The organism is Streptomyces sp. NPDC033270 (assembly GCF_055576575.1).
Window position 1 is genome coordinate 39,578 of record NZ_JBVIRA010000041.1, and the last position, 10,510, is coordinate 50,087.

Annotated in this window: 11 protein-coding genes; 6 read left to right on the plus strand and 5 right to left on the minus strand. The window is 71.8% G+C overall.

Features of this window, described 5'->3' with window-relative positions:
• Window positions 1-173 precede the first annotated feature (173 nt).
• Window positions 174-818: an HNH endonuclease family protein gene (locus ACZ5XZ_RS36525; protein ID WP_468986311.1), complete on the minus strand. Its 645-nt coding sequence runs from the start codon at window positions 816-818 to the stop codon at window positions 174-176.
• A gap of 207 nt (window positions 819-1,025) precedes the next feature.
• Here ACZ5XZ_RS36525 and ACZ5XZ_RS36530 point away from each other — a divergent pair, with 207 nt between their 5' ends.
• Both ACZ5XZ_RS36530 and ACZ5XZ_RS36535 read left to right on the plus strand, forming a co-directional pair.
• On the plus strand, window positions 1,026-1,784 hold the full coding sequence (locus ACZ5XZ_RS36530) for an ABC transporter permease (RefSeq protein ID WP_468986313.1): 759 nt from the start codon (window positions 1,026-1,028) through the stop codon (window positions 1,782-1,784).
• 189 nt (window positions 1,785-1,973) lie between these two features.
• Window positions 1,974-2,555, plus strand: coding sequence for a TMEM165/GDT1 family protein (locus ACZ5XZ_RS36535; RefSeq protein ID WP_468986316.1), 582 nt, complete (start codon window positions 1,974-1,976; stop codon window positions 2,553-2,555).
• 122 nt (window positions 2,556-2,677) lie between these two features.
• Here the strand turns inward: ACZ5XZ_RS36535 and ACZ5XZ_RS36540 are convergent, their stop codons facing one another.
• Window positions 2,678-3,358, minus strand: a complete 681-nt coding sequence (locus ACZ5XZ_RS36540; protein WP_468986318.1) for an HAD-IA family hydrolase — start codon at window positions 3,356-3,358, stop codon at window positions 2,678-2,680.
• Window positions 3,359-3,656: 298 nt separating this feature from the next.
• The gene (locus ACZ5XZ_RS36545) at window positions 3,657-4,715 is read right to left on the minus strand and encodes a peptidoglycan-binding domain-containing protein (RefSeq protein WP_468986320.1); all 1,059 of its coding nucleotides are present in this window, start codon (window positions 4,713-4,715) and stop codon (window positions 3,657-3,659) included.
• A 335-nt stretch (window positions 4,716-5,050) separates the two neighbouring features.
• Here ACZ5XZ_RS36545 and ACZ5XZ_RS36550 point away from each other — a divergent pair, with 335 nt between their 5' ends.
• Window positions 5,051-7,138 carry a DHA2 family efflux MFS transporter permease subunit gene (locus tag ACZ5XZ_RS36550; protein ID WP_468986321.1) on the plus strand — a complete coding sequence of 696 codons (2,088 nt, stop codon included), beginning with the start codon at window positions 5,051-5,053 and terminating at the stop codon, window positions 7,136-7,138.
• A 76-nt stretch (window positions 7,139-7,214) separates the two neighbouring features.
• Here ACZ5XZ_RS36550 and ACZ5XZ_RS36555 read toward each other — a convergent pair whose 3' ends face one another.
• Together ACZ5XZ_RS36555 and ACZ5XZ_RS36560 are read right to left on the minus strand one after the other, a co-directional pair.
• Window positions 7,215-7,748 (minus strand): GNAT family N-acetyltransferase, encoded by a 534-nt coding sequence (locus tag ACZ5XZ_RS36555; protein ID WP_468986323.1) that lies wholly within the window; start codon window positions 7,746-7,748, stop codon window positions 7,215-7,217.
• Between the two features lie 168 nt (window positions 7,749-7,916).
• The gene (locus ACZ5XZ_RS36560) at window positions 7,917-8,561 is read right to left on the minus strand and encodes a TetR/AcrR family transcriptional regulator (RefSeq protein WP_468986326.1); all 645 of its coding nucleotides are present in this window, start codon (window positions 8,559-8,561) and stop codon (window positions 7,917-7,919) included.
• A gap of 160 nt (window positions 8,562-8,721) precedes the next feature.
• On the opposite strand from ACZ5XZ_RS36560, the gene ACZ5XZ_RS36565 reads away from it, so the two are divergent.
• From ACZ5XZ_RS36565 to ACZ5XZ_RS36575, 3 genes are all read left to right on the plus strand, one after another.
• Window positions 8,722-9,282: a dihydrofolate reductase family protein gene (locus ACZ5XZ_RS36565; protein ID WP_468986328.1), complete on the plus strand. Its 561-nt coding sequence runs from the start codon at window positions 8,722-8,724 to the stop codon at window positions 9,280-9,282.
• 173 nt (window positions 9,283-9,455) lie between these two features.
• Window positions 9,456-10,028 carry a dihydrofolate reductase family protein gene (locus ACZ5XZ_RS36570; protein WP_468986330.1) on the plus strand — a complete coding sequence of 191 codons (573 nt, stop codon included), beginning with the start codon at window positions 9,456-9,458 and terminating at the stop codon, window positions 10,026-10,028.
• Window positions 10,029-10,107: 79 nt separating this feature from the next.
• Window positions 10,108-10,320, plus strand: coding sequence for a DUF4287 domain-containing protein (locus ACZ5XZ_RS36575; protein ID WP_468986331.1), 213 nt, complete (start codon window positions 10,108-10,110; stop codon window positions 10,318-10,320).
• Window positions 10,321-10,510: the final 190 nt, after the last annotated feature.

The following is a 10,510-nucleotide window of genomic DNA, read 5'->3' on the forward strand; positions in this document are numbered from 1 at the left end:
CAAAACCAAACCCCCACCCCCCCCCCCCCCCCCCCCCCCCCGCTCCCCCCCCCCCCCCCCCCCCCCCCCCCCCCCCCCCCCCCCCCCCCAGGGCCTGCCCGGCGGACGCCGCGGTGTACGCGGCAGCCCGGTGGCGGGCCCTGGGTGCTCGCCCTAGCGGGGGCGGCGACCGCTCAGCAGCCGTCCAGGATCTTCTTCAGCGCGGCCTTCTCGGCGGAGTCCGCGGTCATGCCGTACTCGTGCTTGACCCACACCCACATCCGGGCGTACTCGCAGTGGTACGAGGCCTTCGACGGCAGCCACTTCGCCGGGTCCTTGTCGCCCTTCTCCTGGTTGACGTTGTCGGTGACGGCGATCAGCTGGGAGTGGGTCAGATCGTTGGCGAGCTCCTTGCGGCGCTCGGTGGTCCACTGCGCGGCGCCCGACTTCCAGGCCTCCGACAGCGGGACGACGTGGTCGATGTCGAGGTCGGCCGGCTGGGTCCAGGTCGCGCCGTCGTAGGCCGAGACCCACTTGCCGCTCACCGCCGCGCAGCCGCCGTCCTGCTGTACGTCCGTGCCGTCACGCTTGAGCACCACCTCGCGGGTGTTGCAGTTGTTCCCCTGGTCGATCCAGTGCGGGAACTTGTCGCGGCTGTAGCCGTCCTGCGGGCCCTCGGCCTGCTCCTTGATCTCGGTGAGGTACGTCCGTGCGGTGGCCGCGTCCGGCGGGCTGGGCGGCGCGGCCTGGGCGGACTGGCAGCTCAGCGCCAGCGTGCAGACCAGAGCCGCGGCCGAACCCGCCGCTATGGTGACGCGACGCGCGTAGACCTTTGCCATCGAAACTCCCTTGAAGTGGGGGGAAGTTGCCGTGCGGTGCGGGCCCATGGTGGCGATGTGGGGTTTCCATGGGATGGGCACCAGGTAACAGGGTGACGACATGCCCACGTCAGTTCAAGGGTTGACAGGGCGCCAGAAGTGCTCTCCGGCACTCCGGTTGGCCGGCTCCCGGACGATGCGATGCCCGCCGCGTCCTACAGTGAGCGCGTGCTGATGCCGGTCAACGTCACGCTCGGGGTGGTCCTCGCCGTCCTGCTGGTCGCCGCGGTGGCCGTCGCCGCGCTGGCGCACCTCGGCCACGCCCGGGCCATCGCCGTCGCCGGGCTGCGTGCGGCCGCCCAACTCGCCGCGGTCTCCGCTCTCATCGGCGTCGTGGTGCGTGCCCTCCCGTGGCTGCTGTGCTTCCTGGCGCTGATGTTCGCGGTAGCGGTACGGACCGCCGGCCGCCGGATCACCCGGAACCGCACCTGGTGGTGGGCCGCCGCGCCGATCGCCACCGGGGTCGCACCGGTGGTCGGCCTGCTGCTGGCGACCGGCCTGGTACCGCCGCGCGGCCTCACCCTCATCCCCGTCACCGGCATCCTCATCGGCGGTGCGCTGACCGCCACCGTCCTGGGCGGGCGGCGGGCGCTGGACGAGCTGGAGACGCGGCGCGGGGAGTTCGAGGCCGGGCTCGCGCTCGGGCTGCTGGACCGGGACGCGCGGATGGAGGTCGCCCGCCCGGCCGCGTCGGACGCGCTGCTGCCGGGGCTCGACCAGACCCGGACCGTGGGGTTGGTCACGCTCCCGGGGGCCTTCGTCGGCATGCTGCTGGGTGGCGCCTCCCCCGTCCAGGCAGGAGCGGTACAGCTGTTCGTGCTGGTCGCCCTGCTGGCGGTGCAGGCGGCGGCGTGCGCGGTGGTGCTGGAGCTGGTCGCGCGCGGACGCCTGCACCGCGTACCCTTGTCGGCAGCAGAAGGGGAGTAGCTCTCTGCCGGACCGTCGACATACTGCTCGCCCGTCGCCCGACGACGAGGTGGGCCGGCGCCCGGAGCGCGGTACGCATGCGTACGGCGCCAGCGAGACCTTCGGCCGCAGTGTTCGACGCTGCCGTGCCGAAGCGAACCCTCTCCCGGGCCCTCTGGCGCGGCCCGACCGATCGAGGTATCCCACCCCGTGTTCAGTTTCACCATCGCCGCCGTCGTCTTCGGCGTGATCTTCCTCGCCGAGCTGCCCGACAAGACCGCTCTGGCCGGCCTGATGCTCGGCACCCGTTACCGCGCCTCCTACGTCTTCGTCGGGGTCGCGGCCGCCTTCCTCGTCCATGTCGCCCTCGCGATCGCCGCGGGCAGCGTGCTGACGCTGCTCCCGCACCGTGTGCTCCAGGGCGTGGTCGGGGTGCTCTTCCTGGCGGGCGCGGCCGTGCTGCTGTTCAAGAAGGACGACGGCGAGGAGGAGGTGAAGAAGCCCGCCGACCAGAGCTTCTGGAAGGTCGCCGGGGCGGGCTTCACCATGATCCTGGTCGCCGAGTTCGGTGATCTGACCCAGATCATGACCGCCAACCTCGCGGCCCGTTACGACGACCCCGTCTCGGTCGGCGTCGGCGCCGTACTCGCCCTGTGGGCGGTGGCCGGTCTGGGCATCCTGGGCGGCCGCACCCTCATGAAGCACGTCCCGCTCAAGCTCATCACCAAGATCGCGGCGGCCGTGATGGCGCTGCTGGCGGGGTTCAGCCTGTACGAGGCGATTGCTGGGTGAGGTGAGAGCCCTTTCCCCCGCCGCCCACCCCCCTTCGGGGGGTGGGCGGGTGGAGAGGTGAGGTCCGGGCGTGGGCGACCCCGGGGGCGCGGCGCCGACCCGGGCCCCGAGCCGCCCGGCACTCAGCCCCCGATGCTGCCGATGCCCCCGATGTGTACCGCGATCACGCCGTCCGTCCTCGCCTCGACGCGGACCTGTGTGAGGTCGGGCACCTGCACCGTGGGGGCGAACGCGGCCGCGCGCTCGCCGATGCCGATCACCCGCATGCCGGCCGCCCGGCCGGCCTCGATACCGGCCTCGGAGTCCTCGAAGACCAGGCAGTCCTCGGGGGCGAAGCCCAGCTCCGCGGCGCCCTTGAGGAATCCCTCCGGGTCGGGCTTGCTGGCGCTCACGCTCTCCGCCGTGATCCGTACGGCAGGCATGGGCAGCCCGGCCGCGCTCATCCGGGCGTCGGAGAGGGGTATGTCGGCGGAGGTCACCAGGGCGTGCGGAAGCCCGGCCAGGGCGGCCATGAAGGCGGGGGCGCCGGGGACCGGCACCACACCGTCCGTGTCGGACGTCTCCTGGGCCAGCATCCGGCGGTTGTCCGCGAGGTTCAGTTCCATGGGGCGGTCCGGCAGCAGTGCCGCCATCGTGGCCCAGCTCTGCCTGCCGTGGACGACCTTGAGGACCTCGTCCGCGTCCAGCCCCTGCTCGGCCGCCCAGCGGCGCCAGCAGCGCTCGACGACGGCCTCGGAGTTCACGATCGTGCTGTCCATGTCCAGCAGGAGGGCGCGGGCGGTGAGCGTGGTGGGTGCCGTCATCGGCGGTCTCCTGTGCGCTACGGGCGAACGGACGGTACGGGCCGTACGAACGAGAAGGGCAGACAAGAAGGACAAGTGGCCCCGCCCGCTGGTCAGGGAGTGCGGGCGGAGCCACTTTGTTCTCCTACGATACAAAACGTTTCCGGGTGCCGACAACCGCCCCTGCTCGAAGACCGGTCTGGGCTGGTCGGAGCCCGGTCGATCCGGTTCGGTTCTCGGCGTCGGCCCGCCCCGGCTCCCGCGGTGCCGGGGCGGGCGGCTCCCGGTGCCGGGGCCGGTTCGTAGGGCCCCGCCCGGTCTACGGTTCCCCGGTGCGCGACTCCAGGGACGCCCGGGTCTGCGGGCCGTAGACGCCGTCCGGATCGCCCGTCACCTGGTAGGTCCGCTGATAGCCCGACACGGCGTCGCGTACCTCCGCGTCGTACCGGCCGTCCTCCGTCCCCGAGTAGAGGGCCAGCTGCCGCAGCCGGCCCTGGAGCTCCCTCACCTCCGGGCCGCTGGACCCCTCTCGCAGCACGATCGGCCCGGTGGGCGCCGTGCTGGGGGCTTGGCTGTCGGGGGAGTCGGTGACGCTGCCGGAGGCCCGGGTGGGGGCGGGTGGCGGCGGTGTCGCGGTCCGGTGGCGCTGCGCGGTGGTCGCCGGGCTGCCGGCGCCGGTCGCGCCCGGTGAGGAGGAGACGGGTGCGGCGGGCGAAGAGGGGGTGTCGCTCGGCGTACGGGTGGCTTCGCTGCCGGTGGGGAAGGCGGCGGTGGCGGAGGCCGGGCCGCCGTCGGGGGGCGCCGCCCGGTCCTGGGTGCCGCCGGACAGCGCGTCGGAGCCGACCAGGACGGCGGTGGCGGCCACTGCCGCGCCGGCGGCCACGAGTACGGCCGGCAGGGCGCGCCTGCGGCGGGACGAGGCGGGGGCGGGGTGCCCGGAGACGCGGGCCGCCGGTTCCTCGGGAGCCGAGCCGACCGTCCGGGACGTCGGGCCGGGGCGGTGGCCCGCCCGGGGTATCAGGGGCGCGGAGAAGAGGCCGGCCGCGGACGCCGGATCACGGGCGGCGGGGGGCCTGAGGGGCCCTTTGGCCGTGTGCACGGCCGCGCCCTCGCCGGGTAAGCCGTCCAGGTGGTCACCCCGGTCGCCCCAAGGGGCGCCGGCCGCGTACTCGTGCCCCCCGTCGGCCCCGCCATCGTCCCCGTCCCCGTACCCGCCCTCGTCCCCGTCTTCGTCCCCGTCTTCGTCGGGCAGTGACACGTACGGCCGTACGCGCAGCGGATCAAAGTCCTCCGCATCGACCGCCGCGCACAGACAGGTCGGCCGGCCGTCGCTGCGGACCGGGGCGGAGCAGTGCGGGCACGTCGGTAATGCCGTCACGAGTGGTCCCCTCCCTGGAGGCCTCGAACCGGCAGCGATTATCCAGACGCCGCACCCGCCCGCGCAGGCGCTCGCGGACATCCGCCCGGCATGCCCCCACCGCGCGATCGCGGAGGGCGCTCACCGCTCGGCGGGCCATATCCGGCAGAACCGCCCAGGATGGAATAAGCCCGACGGCGGCCCGCAACGGGCGCGGTCGCCGTGGCCCGGACAGGCGCGGTCGCGGTGGCCCGCAACGGGCGTGGGTGGCCCGCAGCGCCAACCACGGCCGCCCGGCACCGCGCCCCGTACTCCCGGTGCCGCACTGGACACCCCGGAACAGGAGGAGACGCCCCATGGCGCAGGACACCAGCGCTCCTGCCGTCCCCGGCGAGAGCCGGTCCCAGCGCACGATCCTCGTCGCGATCGGCGCGCTGTTGCTCGGCATGCTCATCGCGGCGCTCGACCAGACCATCGTCGCCACCGCGCTGCCCACGATCGTCAGCGACCTCGGCGGCCTGAACCACCTCTCCTGGGTGGTCACCGCCTACCTGCTGGCCTCGACGGCCGCGACGCCCCTGTGGGGCAAGCTCGGTGACCAGTACGGCCGCAAGAAGCTGTTCCAGACCGCCATCGTGATCTTCCTGATCGGCTCGGTGCTCTGCGGTATCGCCCAGAACATGGGCGAGCTGATCGCCTTCCGGGCCGTCCAGGGACTGGGCGGCGGCGGCCTGATCGTGCTGTCGATGGCGATCGTCGGGGACATCGTGCCGCCCCGCGAACGCGGCAAGTACCAGGGCCTGTTCGGTGCGGTCTTCGGCGGTACCAGCGTCCTCGGGCCGCTGCTCGGCGGGCTGTTCGTGGACCACCTCAGCTGGCGCTGGGTGTTCTACATCAACCTCCCCGTCGGCATCGTCGCGCTCGTCGTCATCGCCGCCGTGCTGCACATCCCGCGCCACCGCACCCCGCACCGGATCGACTACCTGGGCACCGTCGTGATCGCCGCGGTCGCCGCCTGCTTCGTCCTGATGACCTCGCTCGGCGGCGTCACCTACCCCTGGGGCTCCTGGCAGATCATCGGCTTCGGCGTCCTTGGCGCCGTCCTGCTGGGGGCGTTCATCCTCATCGAGCGTCGGGCCGCCGAACCCGTGATTCCGCTGCGCCTGTTCCGGCTCCGCACGTTCACGCTCACCGCCGTCATCGGCTTCGTCATCGGCTTCGCGATGTTCGGATCGATGACGTACCTGCCGACGTTCCTGCAGGTCGTACACGGTGTTTCACCGACCATGTCCGGTGTGCACATGCTGCCGATGGTGTTCGGCATGCTGCTGGCCTCCACCGGCTCCGGGCAGATCGTCAGCCGCACCGGCCACTACAAGGTCTTCCCGATCGCCGGCACCGGCGTCGTGGCGGTCGGCCTGCTGCTTCTGCACCAGCTCGACCCGGCCAGCAGCGACGCCGAGATGAGCGCCTGCTTCTTCGTCTTCGGCTTCGGGCTCGGCCTGGTCATGCAGGTGCTGGTGCTCATCGTGCAGAACGCCGTCCCCTACCAGGACCTGGGCGTCGCCACCTCCGGCGCCACGTTCTTCCGCTCCATCGGTGCCTCGTTCGGAGTCTCCATATTCGGCACGATCTTCGCCAACAACCTGGGGCCGCGGATCGCCGACGCCCTCGCCGGGCAGCAACTGCCGCCCGGTATAGACCCGTCGACCGTCGCCGAGGACCCGCGGACCGTCGCCCGGTTGCCGGCCGGCCAGGCGGCCGGCGTCCTCAACGCCTACTCCGTCTCGATCACCGACGTCTTCCTCTACGCGGTCCCGGTCGTCCTGGTGGCGTTCGCCCTGGCCTGGTTCCTCCGGGAGGAGCCACTGCGCAGCAGCGTGACCGCCCCCGACACCAGCGAGGTGCTCTCCTCCAACCCCGTCGAGCGGTCCTCCCGCGACGAGTGCGCCCGCGCACTGTCGAAACTCGGCAGCATGGAGGGCCGCAAGGACATCTACGAGAAGATCACCGCACGCGCCGGCCTGGACCTCAAACCGGCCGCCAGCTGGCTGCTCCTGCGCATCCTCCGCTACGGATCGGTGGAACCGGGGCTGCTGGCCGAGCGCAGTACCGTCCCGCTCGGCGTGATCACCGAGAGCGTCCGCCAGGTCGAGGAGCGCGGACTCGCCGCGCGCGAAGGGCTGTTGCTGCAGCTCACCGACAGCGGACGGGACGTCGCCGACCGGCTCTCGGCGGCCCGTCAGCAGTCGCTCGCCCAGATGCTCGGCGACTGGTGGACCAGGGACCGGCCGACCGACCTCACCGAACTCGTCCAGGAGCTGACGGCGGAGCTGTGCGGCTCGGACGCGGAGGAGCCGCGCGACGGCGACGCCCGCGAGCCGGTGCCGCGCACGCCGACCCACCCGCCGCGGCCACCACGGCCGCCGGACCTCGCGAAATGAGCCGGTCCGGCGGTCCGGCCGGCAGCCGGCGGCCGGGGCGCCCTTGGCGCGTCGGGCCCTACTCCCGCGACGGGCCCTACTCCGCCGACGGATCCCCGTCCAGCCGCTTCTCGAAGAAGATCTCCGCGTAGACGTCGTCGTGGTACGGCGGGATCTCGGTGAAGCCGTGCCGCCGGTAGAGCGCGATGGCCTCGACCAGATCCAGCCGGGTGTCCAGCCGGATCCGCTCGGCGCCCAGCTGTGCCGCGGCCGTCTGGGCGGCCCTGAGCAGTCCGCCCGCGCCGCCCAGGCCGCGCAGCGCGGGCCGTACGTACATCTGCTTGAGCTCGGCCGTGTGCGCGTCCAGCAGCCGCACTCCGGCGCAGCCCACCACCGCCCCGCCGCGGCGGGCCACCAGCAGCACGCCGTGGGGCGGCATCAGATCGGCGCTGGGGTACTCCGCCAGCCCCTCGGCGATCTCCTCCGGCGTCGAGCGGCGGCCCTCGTGCAGCTCGAAGTAGCGGTCCGCCACCTCGGTGTAGTACTCGCGCAGCAGCGCCGTGGCAGCCGGCGAGTCGCTCGGCTCCGCGGCGACGACCAAGGGGAGACGGAGGGCGGTGGCGTCACTCATGGCGCCATTCTCGCGACCGGTACGGCCCGGCGCGCAACGGATGTGCGGGGCGCCCGGCCGCTCGCCGCCCTCGGAGCCGCCGCCCTGGTGCGCGGCCTTCATCGGACACCCCCTGGGCCTGTCTGAAGGGCCGAGGTGTTCAGGGTTGCTGCCGCGTTTGGTGGTGCGTCAGATGCCGCGTTCGATCATGTCGATGACGTGCTGGCCGGCGTCATGGACCTGGGTGGCGTGAAGGCCGCGGAGGGGGCCGTCGATGACGAGGGCGGCGAGGCCGTGAACGGCCGACCAGGCGAGGAACTCGGCACCGGGGCGGCGGTCTTCGGGCAGCAGACCGGCCTCCACCAGGCCGTCGAGGGCGGCGCCGAGCAGCTCGAAGGGGGTCTTGCCGGTGGTTCCTGCGGCGGTGTCGGCGGCGGCGTGGGTCATGTCGCCGGGGACGTGGAAGGCCGTACGGAACAGGCCGGGTTCTTCCTGGGCGAAGCGCAGGTAGCCGGTGCCGACGGCGCGGAAACGGGCACGGGCGGCGGCCGCCGTGTCCGGGGCCGGTGGCAGGGTGGCTTGCTCGGCTTCCATGGTGCGGGCGAGATGGGCCATGGCGGCCTGGGAGACGGTGTGGAGCAGTGCATTGCGGTCGGTGAAATGCCGGTAGGCGGCGTTGGGGGCGACTCCGGCCTGCCGGGTGGCGGCGCGTAGCACGACGGCTTCCGGCCCGCCCTGGCGGGCGAGTTCGAGGCCGGCTTCGGTCAGTGCGTTGCGGAGGTCGCCGTGGCGGTAGGTGTCCCGCTTCGGCTTGTTGTTCCCGGCTGCTGTCATGGCCGCCGCCTCCAATGTGGACAGCATCCACTTAGGTCGTCTAGGCTCCTGTGTGATCACTCGGGGGCGCGGATCGCCGCACCCTCCGAATGTGGACATCGTACACAAGGGGTGGTCGTCGACCGCCCGGACGCTCTTTCCTCAGGGGGATCCGCTTCTCATGGGCAAGATCACGCACTGTGTGCACCAGTCGCTGGACGGTTTCATCGAGGGCCCGAACGGCGAGTTCGACTGGCCCCGCATGGACGGCGAACTGTCCGCCTACTCGCACGCCCTCACCGGCAGCGCCGACGTCTTCCTGTACGGCCGCGTGGTGTGGGACATGATGTCCGGCTACTGGCCCCGCGCCGAGGAGTTCTCCACCCACGAGCACGACCTCGCGTTCGCGCCCGTCTGGCGCAAGGCGCCGAAGGTGGTCGTCTCCTCGACGCTGACCGAGGCCGACTGGAACACCCGCGTCATCAACACCGACGTCGTCGAGGAGCTCACCGCCCTCAAGGACAGCGGCGCCCATCTGCTGCTGTTCGGCGGCTCCACGCTGGCCGGCTTCCTCACCGAACACCGGCTGATCGACGAATACCAGATCTTCGTCCACCCCGTCGTGCTCGGCGGCGGCAAGCCCGTCTTCACCGCCCCGCAGCAGCGGTTCGACCTGACCCTGACCGAGACCCGGACCTTCGACTCCCAGGTGGTCCTCCTCCGTCACGAACGGGCCCACTAGCCGGTTTCGTTCAAGCCCGCCCCGAAGGGCGGGCGACGACCGATGAGTTTCTCCGTGATCGGCAGTCAGAGATCACGGCGGGTGCACTGCGGCAGCGAGTGCGATCGAAGCGTGCACCGACTAATCCTTCTTTGCAGCCGGACACCAGACACCAGACACCGAGGAACCTTCAGATGCGTACTCTGATCAGCACCGCCTTCATCTCGCTCGACGGCGTCGTGGAGGCCCCGGGCGGCGAGCCCGGATACCGGAACTCCGGATGGACCTTCAAAGACGTCGAGTTCCTCCCCGAAGCGTTCGACATCAAGGGCCGGGAGCAGAAGGAAGCCACGGCGGTGTTGCTGGGCCGGACCAGCTACGAGGCGTTCAGCCCGGTGTGGCCGGCCATGGCGGACTTCGCCGACTACAAGCTCATGCCGAAGTACGTCGTCTCCACCACCCTCACCGAGGACGACCTGGTGTCGAACTGGGGCGAGACCACGATCCTGCGCACGCTCGACGAGGTCGCCGCATTGAAGCAGACCGAGGGCGGCCCGATCATCGTCCACGGCAGCGCCGCCCTGAACCAGGCCCTTTCGGACGCCGACCTGATCGACCGCTACCACCTCCTCGTCTTCCCGCTCCTGCTCGGCGCGGGAAAGCGCCTGTTCAGCGCCACGGACAAGGACACCCAGAAGCTGAAGCTGGTCGAGCACGAGGCGTACGCCAACGGCCTGCAGAAGAACGTCTTCGACGTCGTCCGCTGACAAGGCTCCCGCACCCCCCACCGTCGCGCCCTCGAAGCGCGCCCCCAGAAGCACACCAACAGAAGGACCGAACCCCGACATGACCGCTGCAGCGAAAGGCCCTGCCAGCTACTTCCCCTCCATCGAGAAGAAGTACGGCCGCCCGATCACGGAATGGAAGGACCTCATCCGCTCCTCACCCCTGACCAGGCACATGGAGCTCGTCAGCTGGCTGAAGACTGAACACGGCCTGGGCCACGGCCACGCCAACGCCCTGGTCGCCCACACCCTCGTCGAGGACACTTGTAAGTGAACCTCTCCCCGAGAACCCCCTGGTCGGACAGCACGCACAGATGCGCCCCGACCTGGGGGAGGCCGGGGCGCGGTCGAAGCAAGCGCAGCTGAGGCTAGGGCCTGTCCGATGGGTCATGGCCGGGTCCGCGGCGTCTGGCACGGCACCTCGCGGCGTTGCCGAAACGTCCCGATAGCTCCGCTATCGAGAC

Bases quoted from the DNA above. Each gene is read 5' to 3' on its own strand.
- ACZ5XZ_RS36525 (WP_468986311.1), bottom strand. From the start codon at position 818: ATGGCAAAGGTCTACGCGCGTCGCGTCACCATAGCGGCGGGTTCGGCC.
- ACZ5XZ_RS36540 (WP_468986318.1), bottom strand. From the start codon at position 3,358: ATGACGGCACCCACCACGCTCACCGCCCGCGCCCTCCTGCTGGACATG.
- ACZ5XZ_RS36550 (WP_468986321.1), top strand. From the start codon at position 5,051: ATGGCGCAGGACACCAGCGCTCCTGCCGTCCCCGGCGAGAGCCGGTCC.
- ACZ5XZ_RS36555 (WP_468986323.1), bottom strand. From the start codon at position 7,748: ATGAGTGACGCCACCGCCCTCCGTCTCCCCTTGGTCGTCGCCGCGGAG.
- ACZ5XZ_RS36560 (WP_468986326.1), bottom strand. From the start codon at position 8,561: ATGACAGCAGCCGGGAACAACAAGCCGAAGCGGGACACCTACCGCCAC.
- ACZ5XZ_RS36565 (WP_468986328.1), top strand. From the start codon at position 8,722: ATGGGCAAGATCACGCACTGTGTGCACCAGTCGCTGGACGGTTTCATC.
- ACZ5XZ_RS36570 (WP_468986330.1), top strand. From the start codon at position 9,456: ATGCGTACTCTGATCAGCACCGCCTTCATCTCGCTCGACGGCGTCGTG.
- ACZ5XZ_RS36575 (WP_468986331.1), top strand. From the start codon at position 10,108: ATGACCGCTGCAGCGAAAGGCCCTGCCAGCTACTTCCCCTCCATCGAG.